This is a genomic window from Gilliamella sp. B2772, assembly GCF_026536985.1.
GTDB lineage: Bacteria > Pseudomonadota > Gammaproteobacteria > Enterobacterales > Orbaceae > Gilliamella > Gilliamella apicola_E.
In genome coordinates, this window is sequence record NZ_JAFNNB010000001.1 from 51,611 (window position 1) to 72,777 (window position 21,167).

Consider the following 21,167-nt stretch of genomic DNA (forward strand, 5'->3'; position numbering starts at 1 on the left):
ATAAAAATATCCGATTTTAATTGTTGATAATTCTCAAGCTTTTTATTCTCCTTCGGCTAGCTTAGCTTCTTTTTATAGCCCTAGAAAATTTTTTAGCTTACCTGATGGTGGAATTTTATTTTGCCAAAAGAAATTAGATAAAATGTTAGATGAAGAATATTCTCATGAACGTTGCAGTCATTTATTAATTCGTTGGGATGAGGGGGGAATGATTATCTATATTTTCAATCAATTGATGAAAGTTAAAAAAACATCCAATAAAATCAATGTCTAAATTGACTAAAGTTTTGATGAGCTATATTAATTATCAAAAATTAAATATAAGAGGATAGATAATTATAAAATTTTAGATAAATATTTAAGAAATTCAAATGAATTAATATTTGATTTGTCTGAAAATGATGTACCTATGGTTTATTCTTATTTTATAAGAAATAATAAAATTAGAGATAAGTTAATTCAAAATCGTATGTATGTTGCTAAATATTGCCCAAATATTGAAAAATTGCATCCATTAAATTCTTATGAGAAGCATCTGTAAAATTATTTATTACCTTTACCAATAGAGCAACGTTATAACGAACAAGATATGAAATTAATTTTGGAGGTTATTTTTGGCTAAGATTAATGTTTTAATATTTCCTGCAGGTGAAATTAATGCAATTGAATTGCACGATGCTCTGTCGTCATGTGTAAATATTCAGGTTTTTGGTGCATCGTCAGTTGAACGTCATGGAAAATATGTTTTTCAAAACTATATATCCAATGTGCCGATGATAAATTCACCAGTTTTTATTGATAAATTCAATGAATTATTAATTACAAATAAAATAGATGTAGTATTTCCAACACATGATTCAGTAGCAGATTTTTTTGCTGCTAATCAAGATAAGATTCGAGCAAAAATTGTTGTGGCTGACAGTAGAACAGCTGCAATATGCCGTGACAAAGAAAAGACATATGAGTTATTTAAAAATTATGATTTTTGTCCACAGGTTTTTCAAGAAATTAAAAAATACCCTCTTTTTATAAAGCCAAAACAAGGGCAAGGAGCCGTTGGCGCTAGTCTGATCAATAATGTAAATGAATTACCTGAAGATTTAAGCGATTATGTAATTTGTGAGTATTTACCTGGGATTGAATACACCGTTGATTGTTTAACTGATTTGAAAGGAAAATTACTCTTTATTTTACCTCGTTCAAGAGAAAGATTACTTGCTGGAGTAACTGTTTGTGGTCAAAATGAAAAATTGACTGAAGAAATAGAAAAAATAGCTAAAATTATCAATAATAATCTCACCTTTAAGGGATTATGGTGGTTTCAAATCAAAAAAGATATTAATAATAAATGGAAACTACTTGAAATCTCTACTAGATGTGCTGGAACAATGTGTTTGTCTAGGGCCAAAGGTGTTAACCTTCCTTTATTGAGTGTTTATATCTTTATGGGGTACGACAACATTACAATTTTAAATAATAACTATAATATAAGAATGGATAGAACTCTAATATCGAGATATGAGATTGATTATAAATATAAAATTGTTTATATTGATTTTGATGATACAATTACTTGGAATAATGGTATTAATTTAAAAGTAATATGGTTTTTATATCAATGCCAAAATCTAGGAATTAAAGTCAAATTAATAACTAAGCACATTGATGATATTTATCTTACATTGGAAAAATTATCGATATCTACTAATTTATTTGCTGAAATTATAAAATTAAATCCAGATGACAATAAAAGTAACTATATAAAACCTGATAAAGCAATTTTTATTGATAATTCCTATAAAGAAAGAATAAATGTTTTCCAAAATTTAGGCATACCAGTTTTTGATGTAGATAATATAGATGTTCTAATGGATTGGAGAATGTAATAAAGTGACTGATATATCCAATAAATCATCTCAAGAAATTCGAATTGCTTTAATGTCTGTAGCTGATATTCAAAATTATGGAGACAGTTTATTTCCTTTTATTGCAAAACAAGAAATTTTAAAACGATTACCCAATGCTGAATTTCGTTTTTTTACACCTACAAGTACTGTTATTGAAAATGAGAGGTTTTATGGATATTCTCGTAAAAGCTTGGAAGAATATAATCCAACAGTAATTATTGTTGTTGGTGGTGAAGTAATTCATAGATATGACAAAGTAGTTTGGCATGAAATGTATAAAAATATTGACTCACCAGTCATATCTGAAAAAGTATCCGATACTTTTTTTGATTGGCTAGATTACCCCGCTTTTAAGGCATGGTTTTCAGTTGGAGTTCTTTATTTAAACGATGATAATAAAATAGAAATTAAAGATATTGATAAGTTAAATTATATTGGTGTTAGAGGGATTTTAAGTAAAAAAAATCTTGAAACAGATTTGTTAACGTCTAATTCTAATATAAAAATAGTACCTGATATAGGGTGGATATTTAACAGGTACTTTTCTGATTACAAAGTTTACTTAAATAATTTGGAAAACAAAATTGGTTTTCCGATATTAGATAAAAAATACGTAATATTCAATATTAATCACACCTCCATTCAAAAACATGAAATAAACAATGTTAGAAGCTCTTTAAATGATTTTGCGATTAACAATAATTGTATTATTCTTCTATTACCAATTATAAAATCATACCATGATCATAAAGACTTGATTAATTTTATTGATAGTCATATTTATTTACTACCAGATACTTTAAATTTGGAAGAAATAGGCTCTTTATTAATGGGGGCTTGGTTTTATATAGGATCTTCTCTTCATGCTGCTATAACAACAATGTCAAATAATAGAAATGCAGCAGTTATCCACAATACCCAATTAACTAAATTCCAAGATCTTTTTGGTCATTCTATGAGATTAAATTGTTTTACAAATGATTGGCAGGAAGTTCCTAATCTTCTAAATAGGTTAAAGGAAAAACCATTATTATCGTTAAAAAAATATATTGAATTTATGTCAACTATTATTGATGAAAAATTGGATGAACTTTGTAAGGAAATATCATGACTCCTATCTGTACCGTTTTATTGATAACGTATAATCACGCTAAATTTTTTGAAAAAGCTATTGATTCTGTATTATCACAAAAAACAAGGTATAATTATATTATTAATATATTTGATGATGCTTCAACAGATGGAACAGCTCTGCTTATTAAGAAATATCAAGAAAAGTACCCAGGAAAAGTTAGAGCCTTTATTTCTGAGAAAAATGTAGGTGCTCAATTAAATATTTGGAAAGCATACCAATCTGTAACTACTGAATATGTATCTGTATTAGAAGGTGATGATTTTTGGTGTGATGAAAAAAAATTAGATCTTCAAATTACTGCTCTTCAACAGAATCCGGAATGTAGCTTCTGTGCTTCTCAATCAAAAATAGTAAATATCAATGATCGTTATAGGGAAAATGAACATGACTCTTTATTGGTCAATAATGAGGTTGTATTAAATAATTCTATAATCTCTATCGATATGATTCTTAATGAATATAGTGGTTACATTAATCAATTAACAAGTAGAGTGATAAGGATGTCGTTAATTGATTTAGATAAAATTAAATATAAAGAATCTTTTTTATATGATAATTGTCAGTTTTTTTATCTATTGCTAAAAGGAGATATGTATTTTATCAATAGAATTATGTCGGTTTATCAGCAAACAGGTGAGGGTAATTGTTCAGGAAAACATCCTTGGATTAGAGCTGATCATCATACTCGAGCTTTGTTGGATTTTAATCGCGAAACAGAATTTAAAATTGCAGATAAAATTTATTCTGAAATTATATTTTATTTACGATATACATTTGGAATTTATGAATCTATCGAAACCGATCATGAAAATCAAGTTAATAAAAATAATATTAAAAAAAATTTATTTTCTAGATGTTGGAAATCTATATATACAATACCCATGAGAAAATTAAAGAAAAAATTATTTAATTGATTTTTAAAACTTAACTTATAGAAAAGTTATGGTAAAATGAGGGGAAATATAATTTTATTGTTAGCATTAATATGAAAATTAACGCTTTGGTTGTACTATATAACAGCTCTCTTTCAGATTCTATGACACTGAAATCCATATTAAATTCGGATTTAAATGAAATAGAATTAAATTTGGTCATTTGGAATAATGGTTCAGTTCTTTTAGATGAGTATGATATTTCGAATTTTTTGAAATTGTGTAATAGTAAGAAAATTAATTCATCAATTTTTCAAGATATTAGGAATATATCTCTAAGTAGAATCTATAATCATTTTATTTATCAATTAAATTATGATTTTTTTGTTATTTTTGATCAAGATTCAATGATTGATTCATATTTTTTTCAATATATTCACTGTAATAGTAATTATGCAATGATCTGTCCTGCCGTTTATCCTAAACAAAGAGATGAGAAACATTGTTTCCCTTGTGACTATGAATTAAAAGACCAAGTTATTTCTACAGGAAAGTTTAGTTTAGGTGATATAAGGACCATTAATTCAGGAACAGCTATTTCAAAACAATTAGTTAATATATTATTAACTAATCATCATTATGTTTTTGATGAAAAATTCGCTTTTTATCATACTGATCATCGTTTTTTTGATTTAATACATGAAACTCCCGAAGCTGCAACATTAGATGGATTATGTATAGGGAGAATGTATCATGATATGACCTGTGAAGTTTCTTTCAAAGAACAAAATCAAAGAACTAGACTTGAAATAGCCTATGCTAAAATGTTATTGAGAATATATAGAAGCAAAAATCCTAAAAATGAAATAAGAAGAAATTTGATTTATGCATACAAAATGAAGCATAAGGATAACTTAAATTTCAGAAGTTTCATTATGTTAATAAAATGCGTTATATTTAAACGGCATCCCCGATCTTTTTATAATATAGATAAAAATATTAAACCTACAAATCAGACTTGTTTATAATTCAGGAAATATTACATTATTTAAGCCTGATTTCGAATTCATTTTTAAACTACTTATTTGCTGGAAAAGGAAATAGTGTGGAAAAAATTTGCTTATTTGCTGGGCATAATTACGATAAAGTGATTTCTACTTATGTTGTTGATTATATAATTGAAATGGCAAATTATGCAGATGTTTATTATATTAGCGATATTGAACTTCCAGAATCAGAATTATTAAAAATAAAATCCTATGTTAAAAACAGTTGGTTTTCTAATAATCAAGATAATTTTATTGAGGCTTATTCGGAGTTAATTGAAAATTATGTTGGGTGGGACATTATAAGCAAATATGAAGAATTGATTTTATTAAATGACAGCTGTATATGTGTAAATTCTTTCAAATCAATATTTAGTAAAATGGATTCCATACACACTGATGTTTGGGGGTTATTACCTTCTAAGATAAAAGAAAAACAAATTAGTAATGAGCAAAAATCCTACTTAGATGATAAAGATCCAGATTTATATCTTGATGCTTGCTTTTTAGCTATACGTTCTGAGTTTTTTAACACGTTAGAGTTCAGGAATTTTTTTTGCCCAGATATGCTAAAAAATAATCAAATAAATAATGACGATTATGGAAAAGAATTAGGTTTATTTTTTTTAAAAAACAAATTAAAAATTTATTGCTATTTTAAGTTGTTCTATTTGAATTCAGCTTCTTCAGTTGCAGAAGCTTTGATGTTAATTAAAAATGGTTTTCCTCTATTAAAAATAGATAATTTTGTTGAAAATATAGAAAATATTAATGAAGTAGATAATCTTTCTATTTCTTGTGAAAAATTTTGTGATTATCCATATTTATCCTATATTTATAATATAAGAAGAGAAAGAAATGTTGTTATTGATAGTTCAAAATTGACTAAATATAATAAAATTTTTGAAATAATTAAATATGTTATTCCAACTTTTATTAATGATCTATTTTCTTTCAAAAAAACAAACTTAAATGAAAAAAAGCATTCGAAATCATTTTTAAAAACACTGATTAAGGCTTTAACACCTCAAGCTTTACATGATGTTGTCAAAATGCCTAAGATTTTATTAAAAACAATTAATAATAAAAAGTTAAGATTTACGTTCAAAAAGCGTCCTTCTAAGTTAGGTTATTATCCTTCCCATATTAAAAACTATGATATTATTCAAAAGAAAAGATTATGCGAATTATTAAACAATTATAATGGTAATGTGGTTATATTTTTTAATATCATGAGAGAGTCAATTTCGGGCGGTATGTTATCGATAGATCGTTTAGCAAAGAATGCATCAGAAATAATGAAGGATGTTACTGTAATTCAGTCTGGATTGCCACTTAACAATGCTATTTTTGATAATCCTTATTTTGATTATGCTATTCCTCCAATCTCGTTTAAATACCTAATCAAGGAGATTTTGCCGAATAAGTTATTATTGAATATTCCAGAGTATTTTTTGAAAGATTTTATAAGCGATTTAACCAATGAAGAGCTTATATGGTTATGGTCTATTTCTGATTTTCGTATAAATATTTTAAATCAATCTGATGAATTGATGCCTCCTTTATATAATATCGAAGAAGCGAAATTTATTTGTTCTAATAAATTAACTATTACTGCTGCTCACCAACGTTATTGCGTTAGAGAAAAAGAAATTGAATATAAATGCCCTATTTATTTACTTACACCGTTTATACCAAAACTACACATAACTCCTTTTAATAAAAAGCAAAAAATTATAGTTTTATCTCCAGATATAAATCAATACAAAAATTCAATTGTGCATCTTTTAATGAAAGAATTACCTGATTTTAAATTTGTTACAATTTCGAAAATGAAAGTCGAAGATTATAAGAAGTTAATATCAAAAGCTATGTTTGCTATTACCTTCGGAGAAGGTTATGATGGATACTTTATTGAGCCTGTTTTGTGTGGTTCAATATCTTTTGCTGTCTATAATAATTTGTATTTTCCTAAAGATATTTGTAAGCTAGATACTTTATATTCTTCTTGGATTGATTTAGAAAAAAATATAGTAAATGATATTAAGAAATACTCTAGCGACCCAAATGAATATAACGCAATATCAAAATTACTAAGGAATGAAATAAACAAATTTACAAATACAGATCTCGCAATTAAAAACTTAGAAGATTTATATGAAAGATTTATGAGTCCTTTATATTAGAATTAATAGTTATTTTGAATTTTATTTTTTAACAATTCTTGTAGGAAGAAAATAATGAAAGTAGTTGTTACAGGAGGGGCTGGTTTTATCGGTTCTGCTGTTGTTAGGCACATTATTGAACAAACAGAAGATGAGGTATTAGTCATTGATAAATTGACTTATGCTGGTAATTTGGAGTCTTTAGATCATATTGCTAAAAATACCAGATTTCATTTTAAACAAATAGATATTTGTGATCGAAGTGCAATAGATCGCGTTTTCACAGAGTTTAATCCAGATGTTATTATGCATCTTGCTGCTGAAAGTCATGTTGACCGTTCAATAGACAATCCTGCTTCATTTATTGAAACTAATATAATTGGTACTTACTCTTTACTAGAGGCTGCTTTAGCCTATTGGCGTACATTAGAGAAAAATAAGCAAAAAACTTTCCGTTTTCATCATATCTCAACGGATGAAGTCTATGGGGATCTTCATGGTTCGGAGGATCTATTTACTGAAAAAACACCTTATTCTCCTAGTAGTCCATATTCAGCTTCAAAAGCTTCAAGTGATCATCTAGTGCGTGCTTGGCATAGAACATTTGGTTTACCTACTATTATTACAAACTGTTCTAATAACTATGGCCCCTTCCATTTTCCTGAAAAGTTAATCCCGTTAATGATACTTAATGCTCTTGCGGGTAAACCGTTGCCTGTATATGGCAATGGTCAACAAATACGTGATTGGTTATATGTTGAAGATCATGCTAGAGCTCTTTATTTAGTTGCAACTCAAGCTAACGTTGGCCAAACTTACAATATTGGTGGACATAATGAACGTAAAAATATTGAGGTTGTTAATATTATTTGTGAATTACTCGAAGAATTAGCACCCAATAAGCCACAGCATATTAAGTATTATAAAGATTTAATCACTCATGTCATCGATAGACCTGGCCATGATCAACGTTATGCTATTGATGCATCAAAAATCTTTGAAGATTTAGGTTGGAAACCATTAGAGACATTCGAAACTGGAATGCGTAAAACTGTGGAGTGGTATTTACAAAACAAACAATGGTGTGATCATATTAAAGATGGATCATATGCTAGATGGCGACAGAGTGTTATTTAATAACAGGTAAATATTATGAAAGGCATTGTACTTGCAGGCGGTTCTGGAACTCGCCTTTATCCAATCACTCGAGGTATCTCAAAACAGTTATTACCTGTATATGATAAACCAATGATCTATTATCCTTTATCTGTACTTATGCTTGCAGGTATTCGTGATATTATGATTATTACTACTCCCGAAGATTCACCTATGTTTAAACGTTTATTAGGTGATGGTACACGTTTTGGTATTAAATTAAGTTATGCACAACAACCTAAACCTGAAGGGTTAGCACAAGCTTTTTTAATTGCTGAAGAGTTTATTCAAAAAGAACGATGTTCTTTAGTATTAGGTGATAATCTCTTTTTTGGTGAAAGTTTTGGTAAAAAATTGGCTAAGGTTGCAGCTCAAAAACAAGGAGCTACTATTTTTGGGTATCAAGTTGTTGATCCTGAGCGTTTTGGGGTTGTAGATTTTGATGAAAACTTTAAAGCACTATCAATCGAAGAAAAACCTATCAAACCTAGATCCAATTGGGCAGTAACAGGGCTCTATTTTTATGATGAAAATGTTACCGAAATGGCAAAGCAAGTTAAGCCATCACATCGTGGGGAATTAGAAATAACCACGTTGAATCAGATGTATTTAGATGCAGGCTTACTAGATGTTGAAATTTTAGGAAGAGGCTTTGCGTGGCTTGACACAGGTACACATGATAGTTTACTTGAAGCTTCATCATTTGTCCAAGTCATCGAGAATCGACAAGGATTGAAAGTCGCTTGTCTAGAAGAAATTGCATATCGTAATGGTTGGCTTACAGCAGAACAAGTTAAAGAGGAAGCTGTGAGTTCTAGTAAAACATTGTATGGGCAATATTTGGCTAAATTAATTGAGCAATAGGAGAGTTCATGGAAGTAATTACAACAGATATTCCTGATGTAAAAATAATTAAACCTAAAGTATTTGGTGATGAAAGAGGATTTTTTTTAGAAACTTTTGCATTAAAACGTTATCAAGAAATGCTTGAAATTAATGAATTAAATTTTGTCCAAGATAACCATTCTCGTTCACAAAAAGGCGTATTAAGAGGTCTTCATTTCCAAACAGAAAACCCTCAAGGTAAACTTGTTAGAGTTGTGAGGGGAGAAGTTTATGATGTAGCTGTTGATATCCGCAAAAGTTCGCCTACATATAGTAAATGGGTTGGCGTTAATTTATCAGAAGAAAACAAAAAACAATTTTGGATTCCACCTGGATTCGCACACGGTTTTTTAGTTTTATCTGATGTTGCTGATTTTGAATACAAATGTACTAATTATTATGATCCTAAATCTGAGAAATGTTTATTATGGAATGATCCTACCGTTAATATCGATTGGCCAATTATTAATCCAATATTATCTGATAAAGATAGACGTGGTAAAACATTTATGGAGTTATTCTAGCTAATGAAAGTTTTGTTAACAGGTTCAAATGGTCAATTAGGTCAATGTATAAAAACGATATTCCCTTCAAATTATGAGCTAATTGAAACTGATAAACAACAGCTTGACATAACTGATAGTTTTGCAATAGAAAAAATTATTAACAAATACAAGCCTGATGCTATTATTAATTCAGCAGCTTATACAGCGGTTGATAAAGCAGAGGAAGAGCAAGATTTAGCCAATAAAATTAATGTTCTTGGATCGCAAAATTTAGCTGTTATAGCAAATAAATATAATATAAAACTTATTCATGTCTCCACTGATTATGTTTTTGATGGTAAAAAAAATATTCCATATAATGAGGGTGATATAACTAATCCTATCAATGTCTATGGTAAAACAAAACGTGATGGTGAAATTTTAGTTCTAGATAATAATCCATCCTCTATTATAATTAGGACCTCTTGGGTTTTTAGTGAATATGGTCATAACTTTGTTAAAACTATGCTAAGGCTATCTAAAACAAGAACAGAGTTGTCTGTAATTGATGATCAAAAAGGCAATCCAACTTATGCAGGAGATATAGCATTAACTATTTTTAATATGCTTGAAAATAATTGTCCTGGTGGAATTTATCATTATTGTGGCGACGAAACAGTTAGCTGGTATGAGTTTGCAAAACGTATTTTTGATATAAAAAAAAGATCAAATCCATCAACTAAACATGCAAATATTAAGATTATACCAATTTTAACTAAAGATTATCCGACAAGGGCACTTAGGCCTATGTATTCTGTGCTTAGTATGGAAAAAATAAAGTCATTAGGCATTAAAAGTTCTAATTGGAACGAGGCACTTATGCACGTTATTCCTAAAATAAATTTATAATAAACGTTTTGCTTTGATAGGTTTATAACATCTTGGGTGCTTCTTGGCTATTAAGCATCGCGATAATTTTAGGAAAACATTAAGTGAGTATTCTTTTCGAATAAATTTTCGTAGCATATATAAAAATACTTTTATACTAGTTTTATTTTCATAATGTAATTTATTCAATATTTTTGAATAGTCCATTTCAAGTTTTCGAGTTGGACTAATTTGGGCTTTATTATGTAGATTGAAATTCAAAGAATGATTAATTTTGCCAATACACAATCCTTTGAAATTTGTGTTATTTAATTTTTTTAAATCAATGAAAAAACATGTATCTATAGCATATAGAGCATAACTCTCATTAAATATTTGAGTTTTAGTTTGGTATAGATAATTTATCAATTTATGGGATATTGTTAATCCAGAAGCAATAGATTCGATTTCACCCATCTCAAATGTAGCTTTATCTAATAATTTTTCAGATTGGGCATAAATTGGATAGCACAGCGATTTTTCTTTTGTTCTCCAGTTAGCGGAATATATAAAAGGAATAATTATATCGAACGTATTATTTAATAATATATTTTGGAAAAAGTCTGAAGCTAAAATTGAGTCTTGGTCTAAAATTGAAAAAAAATCAAAATTCTCTTTATTAATAAAAAAATTATAGATTTTACTTAGAGCAATGTTATTTGTGTTTTCATAAATTGAAATGTGAACATTCTGTCTATTAAATTTAGATTCGAATTCTTCGCATTCATTGATATCAAGTTGTTTAGGCCCATTATTCCAAATAATTATATTTAAATTAATATGTTTTTTTTGAGTATTTAAAAGGGATTGGATAGTTTCAGAACTTTTTATATCTGAATTATATAAAATTATTACAGCTGTTATGTTCATTTTTTGTAAAAATTATTATAAATAATTTTAATATTATATCTTGTTGTTAATAGTAAAGATAGGATGTTATCCTTTAAATATGATATAACTTGTTATTAAAGTTAACTTAAATTTTATTTTTTAATGGTAATGGCTTGGACTAATCAAGCTTTGTTATTCAAATGTATTTTTTTTACGGAAGAATAAAGTTAACGAGAAACTGTCTATTTATAGTATAATATATCTTAATTTGAAATTTACTTTTTTATTATGTCTAAAAAATATAATTCTTTAAACACTCTTATACAACTTTGGCCATATGTAAAACCCTTTAAAAAAGCATTAATTGTAGCCGTATTGGGACTTTTGTTGAATGCAGCTACAGATGCCACATTAATATCACTTACTAAGCCATTGCTTGACTATGGTTTAATGGATAAAAATTATTCTCTTTTGATTCTCATAGCAATTGCAATTATTGGATTGATTTTACTTAGAGGATTGTCTAATTATGTCTCAACATATTGTCTTTCTTGGTTATCAGGGAAAGTGGTAACTAAATTTAGGCAGATGATATTTAATCATTTAATTAAAAGTCCTACCAGCTTTCATGATAAACAGTCTGTAGGTGATTTAGTTTCAATTATCACTTTCAATACACAGATGTTATCAAAAGCCTCATCTGACGCTTTAATTATACTTATTCGTGAAATAACTTATGCTGTCGGTTTATGTATTGTTATGTTATATGGTAGCTGGAAATTAGCCTCTGTGCTTATAATTTTAGTTCCTTTAATTATTTTTATCGCTCAGTTTATTGCTAAAAAGTTCAGGCAAACCATTACCTCAATGCAGCAGGGAATGGGGCAAATTGCTATAGCTAGTGATGAAATGTTAAAAGGACATAAGGAAGTTTTGATTTTTAATGCAAAAGATTATGAAAAACGTAATTTTAATAATATAACTAATACTTTTCGAAAGGGTATGTTGAAAATAGAAGTAATTTCAAGATTATCAACACCCTTAATTCAGCTAATTGCGACAATAGGTTTAGGATTCATACTTTATTTGGTTGCTACTCAAAATTTAGATATTACACCTGGATCATTTACGGTTGTTTTTTCTGCAATGATAGCTGTAATGCGTCCATTACGAGAACTAACAAGTCTTCATGTTGAGCTTCAAAAAGGTGCTGTTGCATGTGAATCACTATTTTCACTTTTAGATTCTCCATTAGAGAATGATAATGGAACTATTGTTGTTGACCGAGTAAAAGGTAATATTGAGTTTAAAAATGTTACTTATACTTATCCAACACGAAATGCACCAGCACTTAATAACTTCTGTTTAAAAATAGAGGCAGGTCAAACTATAGCTCTTGTAGGCCGTTCAGGAGCAGGTAAGTCGACAATTGCAAGCTTATTGCCACGTTTTTATGATGTATCTATAGGTGAAATTCTGATAGATTCTATAAATATTCAAAAATATACATTGAAATCATTACGCAACCAAATTGGTTATGTATCACAAAATGTTCATTTATTTAATGGTACTATTGCTGAAAATATTGCTTATGGAGAAAAAGGACTTCATAGCGAAGATGATATTCTCAGAGCAGCTAAACAAGCAAATGCTATTGAGTTTATTAATAAGTTGGAACACGGAATAAATACTGAAATAGGTGATAATGGTATTTTATTATCAGGTGGACAACGACAACGGATAGCAATAGCACGTGTTTTATTACGTGATAACCCTATATTAATTTTTGATGAAGCTACTTCTGCATTAGATAATGAATCAGAAAGGCTTGTGCAAAAAGCGTTAGAAACACTTCAGAAAAATAGAACATCAATTATTATTGCTCATCGGCTATCTACAATTGAAAAGGCGGACCGTATTCTTGTTATTGATGACGGAAGAGTAATAGAAGATGGTAACCATGAGACATTGATGAGTTTGAATGGAACTTATGCACAAATGCATAAAATGCAATTTAATAGCTAGAGCAAACTGAATAGATAATGAATAATATGAATAAACAAAATAACCAAGAGTTTATTAATGATATAGATAAAGACCATTCTACGTGGAAAACTTTTTTAAAATTATGCCCATTAATTATGGAACATAAGCTTATCTTATTTTTGTCCGTTATATTATTGATTGCAAGTGCATTTGCTGATACTTCATTGATCGCTTTATTAAGACCACTATTAGATCGTGGTTTTTCAATGAATGATCAGAATTTTTTATTAATGGCTCCTTTTTATATATTTGGATTGGTTTTGTTGCGTGGAATTGCAAACTATGGATACTCTGTATTTTTATCACTAATTTCAGGAAAGATTGTGATGAAAATTAGACAGCGGTTATTTAGTCATTTTGTTGAAGCACCTGTAAGTTATTATGACCAAAATTCAACTGGTCGATTATTGTCACGTATAACTTATGATACTGAACAGGTTGCCGCATCTTCATCTGACGCATTAATAACGATAATCCGTGAGTCTGCTTTTATTTGCGGATTATTTTATACAATGTTCTACAATAGTTGGCAATTATCTTTGTCATTGATAATAATAACACCGATAGTAATAGCTCTTATTTCTTTTATCTCGATAAAATTTCGTCGTTTAGCTAAAAATATGCAAAATTCAATGGGTAATGTAACAATGTCTGTTGAACAAATGTTAAAAGGCCATAGAGAAATAATTGTTTTTGGTGCTCAAGATGAAGAAGTTAAAAATTTTCAAAAAGTAAGTAATAAATTTCGCCGAGATAGTATGAGATTAGTCTCAATTTCAGCACTATCAACTCCTATTGTTCAAGTTGTTATTTCTTTCGCTATTGCGTTTGTTTTATTAACAGCTAGTAACCCTGATCTAAATATTACTCCTGGTGAATTTACTGTTGTATTTTCCTCATTAGTTGCTTTAATGCAGCCGATAAAAAGTTTAACAAGTGTAAATGCCGGATTTCAAAAAGGCATGGCTGCTTGTCAAACATTGTTTTCTATATTAGAACAACCTATTGAAAAAGATAGTGGTGCTCTAAATGTTGATAAAGTAAAAGGAGATATTCTTTTTAAAAATGTTTCATTTAAGTACGAAACTCGTCAAGATCTAGCATTAAATAATATTAGTTTTTCTGTACCAGCTGGTAAAACAGTCGCTCTAGTCGGTAGGTCTGGCTCAGGAAAAACAACAATAGCAAACTTGTTAACACGTTTTTATGATATTCATGAAGGTGAAATATCTATAGATGGAGTAAATATTTGTGAATATACATTATTTTGTTTAAGGAACCAAATTGGATTAGTTTCTCAATATGTTCATTTGTTTAATGACACCATTACAAATAATATAGTATATGGAAAAATTGGTGAATTTTCACAAGAACAGATAGAAGATGCAGCAAAAAAAGCTAATGCTTATGATTTCATAAAACAATTCGATAAAGGTTTTGATACAGTAGTAGGCGAAAATGGTGTCTTATTATCTGGGGGGCAACGTCAACGTATAGCGATTGCAAGAGCTCTTTTAAGAGATAACCCTATTCTTATTTTAGATGAAGCCACATCAGCGTTAGATACTGAGTCTGAAAAGGCAATACAAAAAGCTTTAGAGGAACTACAAAAAGGAAGGACATCTCTTGTTATTGCTCATAGATTATCTACTATTGAAAATGCTGATAAAATATTAGTAATGAGTAATGGAGCTATTATTGAGCAAGGTACACATACCGAATTATTAAAAAAAGATGGTGCATATACAAACCTATATAATAATTTTAATGAATAGTTTTTTGATGTTGTAATTGATAGTTATAGTAAATTCTAAAATTTATTTAAAGAAGAATATTGTTTGTAATCTTTTTTAGTTTCTAGATAGGGATATTTTTTTGTTATTGCGCATTTTATTAATATTTTTTTTGTGTAAAGTGAGCATGGATTTTTCTTTATAAATTTAAAAATATAAAAAATATTCCTTATAGCATTAGATTTATTACTATTGTTTACTCGTATCATTAATTTAAGTAATCCAATTTCTTTTATAATTTCATCTTTAGTTCGTTTTTCAAACGTTTTATCAGATTTCAATAATGATTCTAAGTAAGTTATATTCATAGCAAAGACATAATTACATTTTGCTTTGTCAGATAATTGAAGTGAATTAATTTTAGTTATACAGTGATTTAAAACCTTCTTCAAAGTTTTTAAATTAAAATCATCAATGTATTGTTCTGATAAGGAAGAAGTACGTACTCTATGAAAATAAGAATTTTTATTTAAAAAGTAAATAGCTGATTTTGCTTTCGAAATAATAGAAAGTGAAACGCTGTGGTCTTCATGATTTTTTTCAATGAATTTTTCACTAAATAATTTCCGATTGAAAATAAATCGCCATATCACACCAGAATAATTTCTTCTTTCTAATAAAAAATTTAATAAATCTAGTCCAGTGTTGAAGCTTAATGATTTATTATTCATAGAGTTGAAAGCTATTTCGCCCTCTTTAAAGGAAGTATAATCAAAGTAGAACAAATCTAATTCAGAGATAAGATTTAAAGAATTTCTGAACTTTTTAAGTAAATCAGGATTTATCATATCATCTGAATCAATAAATAGGATATAATCTCCAGAAGAACATTCAAATCCTTTATTTCTAGCTTTGCTAACCCCAAGGTTGGGTTGCTTAATTATCTTGATATTATCAAATTTAGCTTGGTATTGCTCAAGTATTAATAATGTATTATCAGTTGAGCCATCGTCTATACATATGATTTCTGTAGAATATGCGTCATCTTTTGTAACAGTATTTAAACAATCTTTAATGTAATTTTCAACATTATAACAAGGTATAATTATAGATAGACAAATGGATTCATTTTTCATAGATTTTTAACAGATAATTATTTTTTAAGAAATAATTTATATTTTAAATAAATAATATAGTAATAAATAGATTTAAAATAGAAATTTTGTTTAATTAAATATTTAGCATAATTTCTTATTGATGAACTATCACCACTTAAAGGTAATTGAACATCTTTCCAGGGAGATATAGCCAAATATTCTCTAAATATTTCAGAAAGATATACTTTAAACCAAGGTTTATTTTGTGAAATATAGTGTAATAAAACTGTATAGGGTCTTATTTCTTTTTCTTGATGGGCATCGATAGAAATTTTTATTTTAGTATTAAATTTTATTGGTAATAATAATGTTTTATTTTCCAGTAAAATATTTAAAACATCTTGATCGGCAAATTTGTAAATATTTCCGTTGTTTATCATAGTTAATGCTTTTTCAGAAATATTTTCTTCACACCATTTCTTGGTATTTATTAACAAAACTCCAGCATTAAAGTATTTTGTTGAATCAATATTATACATTTTACTAATAGTGTGTTGCATATCTTTAGTATCACTAATCACACCGGCAATATAATTTTCAATATTAAATTCAGCTAATTTAGCTAATGATTGTAAACAAATTATATCACTATCAAGGTAAATTAATTTATCGGTCACTGAAACAAGAAGTTTTGGCATAATAAAGCGGATACAAGTTGATACCGTTGGAATATGCAAAACTAGGGTTTTAGGATTGATAATAAAATTATTATTTAAGTAATATAGTGTAATTGATACATTAGGAAAATTTATCTTTTGGAATTTATCAAGGTTTGTCTGTGATACATTATCAACAAACAAATGGAAGTGGAGATTGAAGTTAGGTGTATTTTGAATAACAGACAATATTGTTACACCTGCAGGCATTGCATAATTATTGTCAAAACCTAAAGCAATGTGAAGAGTAGGAAATTGTTGATTATTAGTTCTTATAGGTTTGATTTGATCAATAAAGTTGTTTACGTTATGCATTTAATTCGTTCTAATTTTAGTTTTCTAACAATATATTTTATTAATTATATATTCGATTATTGACAAAATATAGGTGAAAATTTTACATCGATAAAAAAATGTTCAATGTTTTAAATACATTTGAAAGGTTAAATAAATTTACACAATTAAAGTATTTAATTAGAATAAACAATTTTATAAAGTGAAAGCATGAATGTTTAGTTCCAATAAATATATAAATAAAGTTGAAGAATTTTCTCAAAAAAGTACCAACGATAGAAATTTGTTGCATATAGCATTAGCTTTTGATGATAATTATGCAATGCCTGCAGGGATTACAATAACTTCGATTATTCGAAATAATGATAACCTAAATTTTTGTTTTCATCTTTTTGTGGATAATATTTCTTCGTTACAACGTGAAAGATTTAGTGAATTAATAAGTGACAAATGTACTATTAAAATATATTACCTTAATAATAATTTTCAGGTTAATTCAGATACATTAGTTTTAGGATATTTGTCTTTTATGTCATGCGTTAGATTTATTATTCCTGATATATTAGAAAAAGAAACAGATAAATTTTTATATATTGATAGCGATATTTTATGTTTGAAGCCGATAAATAATTTATACAATACTGAACTTGGAGATTTTGTCGCCGGCGTGATTCCGGATGATAGTGTAATGAGAAATGCTATTAAAGATTTATATAATATTGATTCAGAGAAGTATTTCAATGCAGGCGTTTTACTCATTAACACTAAAGAATGGGTAAAAAATGATATATCAGCTAAATGTATGCAAAAAATAAATGATGGGAATATATATAAATTTGCTGATCAAGATGTTCTAAATATTTTATTGGAAAACAAAACAACTCTCTTACCTATAAAATATAATACAAAAATCCATATAAGTGTTTCTTGTAAAGAGGAGCAATTAATAGCACCCTATACAGTATTATTACATTATGTAACGGGCTATAAACCATGGTATCAGACTTTTGATTCTAAATTTTTCAAAAATTATTTTAGTTTATCCCCTTGGCGAGATACTAAACGCCCTTTGGCATTAAAAAAATCATGGTTACGTCATTATGCTAAATATAATTTTAAAAAGGGTAAAATAATGACTGCCTTTAAATTTTATTACTATTATTTTACTAGAAAAATATTATAATTATTTGAATTATATATATTTGAAAGCTGATTTTTAAGTTTTTCAATAAAACAATACTATTGCTGGTATTGTTTTATTATGTCTAGATACTCATAAGATTTTCCATCTACTGATAATATTAAATCTTCGCTAATAAAGGATTGATCAATATTTACAGAGTAACCCAGCAAATTACTTAATAAATAAACAAGATTAGATGTATTTATCATGTGGTCATCGTTTCTGTAATTTTCAATTTCCTGACAAGGATAATTGTCATAAGATGAATATATCATTAGTGGAATTTCAAATTGATTGCTGAATTCTTTGGATTTTCTTAATAGCCCATGCCCCAAGTTTACTATTTCACCATGATCCGGTGTATAAATTAAAATGAAGTCATCTAATTTTTCTTTTAAAATTGTATAAACTTCTTTTATGACTCGATCTGAGTGATATATTGTTCTATCATAATCATCGGCATCAGGTAAAGCTAAAGTATCAATTTCATCATATCCAAGTTTATAAGGTTTATGACTTCCTGCTAAGTGAACAACAATAAAATTTTTTTCATTATTTTGAAAATTTGTTTCAATTAATTGTTTTGGCAGATCTAGATCATCTTGTAGTTCTTCAATAAATATATTACTTAACTTGGCAATAATTGAATATTTGCTACTATGAGGACCTGACTCTCCATTTTTTGAAATCCATGATGTGTTATAGTTCTGAAAATTTGCCAATTCTATTATATTTTTTTCTCTTAGTAATGGTTGTTCATCATTTGGTTTTGCGAATGAAAATAACATAGGAATTGAATCTCGGGTGATAGATGAAGGAGAATGAACGTCTTTTACTATACAACTATTAGGTTGTGTGAAAATATAATGCATTTCGGGTGTTGTATTTTTATTATATCCGTAAATATTATGTCGTCCTCTATACGCTGATTCACCTAGTACGAAAATAATATTTTTGTATTTATTAAATGTGTTTTCATTATGTGAATTTATGATTGAATGGTTAAAGTTTTCATGCTCTATAGCATTTGTATATTTTTCGCTAAAACCTAAGGAATCAATTAATAATATGCTCGAATTACCTATCACGACTGGGTATTTTACACGTACGGATTTATTTATTGAAAAAAATGGATCTACTTTAAATTCAACAATATGCCGTCTGTCAGATAAATAATAATATAAAGTGTTTTTTAATAAGAAAAAGCTGCAAGCAAAAATTATTGACCAATAAAATATCTTATTATTACAAGATATTTTTATTTTGTTATAGATGTAGTAGGTATAAATTAATGAGAAAATAAAAGCAGGTAATAAGATTGCAAAAAACTCATGTTTAATCATCAAATAGCTTTGATTAGTATCATTTTCTAAAGCTGTTTTCAAAAGTGATTCGGTGATGTAACCATATCGTAAATTAAAAAATAGCTCAATACCTAAAATAAAATTAAACAAACCAAATATTGTTAATCTTATAGGTTGCATTTTTGGCGGAATAAATAAAAAAAACAGATAAATCAAAAAGGTATAACTGAAATTTTTTGATTTATCAATATTTATTATGTAGTAAGCAGCAAAAATAATTGCAAAGTAAATAAAGATAAAAACGATTTGTCTTGATAAAATCTTTGGATTTAAACTTTTTATTTTAAACACGAAATATAAACCTTTAGTATTTTCCCTAATCTAATGGCAATCTAACTTTTTTAATAAATAGATAAAGTAATATTTTATTCCTTTAATTAACGCTCCTTGTCTAAAAAATTGTTTGGCATAAACTCTATAATCCACTGGTCTCATTTTATCTTTAAAGGATTTTAATGGGGCCTTTGCCCAAGGAGTAAAATGTTTATAAAATTGATATAAATTTTGGGCCAGACCTTTATGCTCTAAGTACCACATTTTTCTTGGGCCAGTGAAATGAATAAAGTAAGGTAATGTATCTTTATTATCGAAAAATTCTTCTTTTTGTTTATCTGTCATCCAAGTAAATAAATAATTCCATTTAGAGTCAATTATTTTCGTATGATGTTGTAATACAATATTTAGGGCATCTTGATCAGCATATTTTAATTCAATATTATTTGATAAAATATCGTTGCTTTTATTTTCAACGTCGAAATTCATCCAATTTTCAATATTGATATATAACACTCCAGCATTAAAATAATTATTTGAATTTAAATTTAATCTAGAAGAGTTGGGATTTTGATTGTTGTGCTTAGAGTCGACTGCTGCTGCGCAAATATAGTTATCTATATTTATATCTCGAATGGATGCAATATTATTAAAGCACAATACATCTGCGTCTAGATAAAGTAACTCTTTAACTTTACCTGACAATAATCTAGGTACCATTAAACGAATGAATGTTGAATTGGTGATATGAGTAGTTGAAAAATTATGATTATATTTTTCAAAATCTTTTTGTTCTATTTGATATATAAGGATTAAATTAGATGTCTGTTGAAGTTTTTTTATATCGTTTTCATTCACATTGTATAAAAAGACGTGAAATTGAAGTTTTTCAGTTAAATTATTTAATATAATTGATTTAATGGAAACTGCAACATATTCAAGATAATTTGAGTCAGTGCAGTAAGCAATGTTAATAATATTGTTATTCATACTTTATTTAATTTTTAAATTTATGCGATATTTAGTCATTAGAACATATTAATGTCAATATAA

18 protein-coding genes are annotated in these 21,167 nt (G+C 27.6%); 13 read left to right on the forward strand and 5 right to left on the reverse strand.

What is annotated here, in order from left to right; all coding sequences use genetic code 11:
- Positions 1 to 142 precede the first annotated feature (142 nt).
- The 10 genes from J3T98_RS00250 to rfbD all read left to right on the forward strand — a co-directional run bounded on the left by J3T98_RS00250 (position 143) and on the right by rfbD (position 10,559).
- Positions 143 to 274 carry a hypothetical protein gene (locus tag J3T98_RS00250; RefSeq protein ID WP_267361830.1) on the forward strand — a complete coding sequence of 44 codons (132 nt, stop codon included), beginning with the start codon at positions 143 to 145 and terminating at the stop codon, positions 272 to 274.
- A 340-nt stretch (positions 275 to 614) separates the two neighbouring features.
- Positions 615 to 1,886, forward strand: coding sequence for an ATP-grasp domain-containing protein (locus J3T98_RS00255; protein ID WP_267361831.1), 1,272 nt, complete (start codon positions 615 to 617; stop codon positions 1,884 to 1,886).
- A 4-nt stretch (positions 1,887 to 1,890) separates the two neighbouring features.
- Positions 1,891 to 3,018 carry a polysaccharide pyruvyl transferase family protein gene (locus J3T98_RS00260; protein ID WP_267361832.1) on the forward strand — a complete coding sequence of 376 codons (1,128 nt, stop codon included), beginning with the start codon at positions 1,891 to 1,893 and terminating at the stop codon, positions 3,016 to 3,018.
- Positions 3,015 to 3,956, forward strand: a complete 942-nt coding sequence (locus J3T98_RS00265) for a glycosyltransferase family 2 protein (RefSeq protein WP_267361833.1) — start codon at positions 3,015 to 3,017, stop codon at positions 3,954 to 3,956. Before J3T98_RS00260 ends, J3T98_RS00265 begins: the two co-directional genes overlap by 4 nt.
- Before the next feature lie 71 nt (positions 3,957 to 4,027).
- Entirely contained in the window at positions 4,028 to 4,942 is a 915-nt protein-coding gene (locus J3T98_RS00270; protein ID WP_267361834.1) for a hypothetical protein, read from the forward strand.
- 77 nt (positions 4,943 to 5,019) lie between these two features.
- On the forward strand, positions 5,020 to 7,146 hold the full coding sequence (locus J3T98_RS00275) for a rhamnan synthesis F family protein (protein ID WP_267361835.1): 2,127 nt from the start codon (positions 5,020 to 5,022) through the stop codon (positions 7,144 to 7,146).
- 51 nt (positions 7,147 to 7,197) lie between these two features.
- On the forward strand, positions 7,198 to 8,262 hold the full coding sequence (gene rfbB, locus J3T98_RS00280; protein WP_416380607.1) for a dTDP-glucose 4,6-dehydratase: 1,065 nt from the start codon (positions 7,198 to 7,200) through the stop codon (positions 8,260 to 8,262).
- A gap of 15 nt (positions 8,263 to 8,277) precedes the next feature.
- Complete coding sequence (gene rfbA, locus J3T98_RS00285; RefSeq protein WP_267361837.1) at positions 8,278 to 9,144, forward strand: glucose-1-phosphate thymidylyltransferase RfbA; 867 nt, start codon at positions 8,278 to 8,280, stop codon at positions 9,142 to 9,144.
- 8 nt (positions 9,145 to 9,152) lie between these two features.
- Complete coding sequence (gene rfbC / locus J3T98_RS00290) at positions 9,153 to 9,689, forward strand: dTDP-4-dehydrorhamnose 3,5-epimerase (protein WP_267361838.1); 537 nt, start codon at positions 9,153 to 9,155, stop codon at positions 9,687 to 9,689.
- A gap of 3 nt (positions 9,690 to 9,692) precedes the next feature.
- Positions 9,693 to 10,559 (forward strand): dTDP-4-dehydrorhamnose reductase, encoded by an 867-nt coding sequence (gene rfbD / locus J3T98_RS00295; protein ID WP_267361839.1) that lies wholly within the window; start codon positions 9,693 to 9,695, stop codon positions 10,557 to 10,559.
- Here the strand turns inward: rfbD and J3T98_RS00300 are convergent.
- Entirely contained in the window at positions 10,554 to 11,447 is an 894-nt protein-coding gene (locus J3T98_RS00300) for a glycosyltransferase (protein ID WP_267361840.1), read from the reverse strand. The two genes, rfbD and J3T98_RS00300, sit on opposite strands and share 6 nt — an antisense overlap.
- Before the next feature lie 249 nt (positions 11,448 to 11,696).
- On the opposite strand from J3T98_RS00300, the gene msbA (J3T98_RS00305) reads away from it, so the two are divergent.
- Positions 11,697 to 13,433, forward strand: a complete 1,737-nt coding sequence (gene msbA / locus J3T98_RS00305) for a lipid A export permease/ATP-binding protein MsbA (protein WP_267361841.1) — start codon at positions 11,697 to 11,699, stop codon at positions 13,431 to 13,433.
- A 26-nt stretch (positions 13,434 to 13,459) separates the two neighbouring features.
- The gene (msbA, locus tag J3T98_RS00310) at positions 13,460 to 15,229 is read left to right on the forward strand and encodes a lipid A ABC transporter ATP-binding protein/permease MsbA (protein ID WP_267361842.1); all 1,770 of its coding nucleotides are present in this window, start codon (positions 13,460 to 13,462) and stop codon (positions 15,227 to 15,229) included.
- A 35-nt stretch (positions 15,230 to 15,264) separates the two neighbouring features.
- On the opposite strand, the gene J3T98_RS00315 is transcribed toward msbA (J3T98_RS00310), so the two are convergent.
- Positions 15,265 to 16,323 (reverse strand): glycosyltransferase family 2 protein, encoded by a 1,059-nt coding sequence (locus J3T98_RS00315; RefSeq protein ID WP_267361843.1) that lies wholly within the window; start codon positions 16,321 to 16,323, stop codon positions 15,265 to 15,267.
- A 17-nt stretch (positions 16,324 to 16,340) separates the two neighbouring features.
- Positions 16,341 to 17,315, reverse strand: a complete 975-nt coding sequence (locus tag J3T98_RS00320) for a glycosyltransferase family 8 protein (protein ID WP_267361844.1) — start codon at positions 17,313 to 17,315, stop codon at positions 16,341 to 16,343.
- A 193-nt stretch (positions 17,316 to 17,508) separates the two neighbouring features.
- Between J3T98_RS00320 and J3T98_RS00325 the strand changes: the two genes are divergently transcribed.
- A complete protein-coding gene (locus J3T98_RS00325) occupies positions 17,509 to 18,477 on the forward strand; it encodes a glycosyltransferase family 8 protein (RefSeq protein ID WP_267361845.1) in 969 nt (322 codons plus the stop codon).
- Between the two features lie 56 nt (positions 18,478 to 18,533).
- On the opposite strand, the gene J3T98_RS00330 is transcribed toward J3T98_RS00325, so the two are convergent.
- Positions 18,534 to 20,132 (reverse strand): phosphoethanolamine transferase, encoded by a 1,599-nt coding sequence (locus J3T98_RS00330; protein ID WP_267361846.1) that lies wholly within the window; start codon positions 20,130 to 20,132, stop codon positions 18,534 to 18,536.
- A 30-nt stretch (positions 20,133 to 20,162) separates the two neighbouring features.
- Positions 20,163 to 21,104 (reverse strand): glycosyltransferase family 8 protein, encoded by a 942-nt coding sequence (locus J3T98_RS00335; RefSeq protein ID WP_267361847.1) that lies wholly within the window; start codon positions 21,102 to 21,104, stop codon positions 20,163 to 20,165.
- Between the last annotated feature and the right edge of the window lie 63 nt (positions 21,105 to 21,167).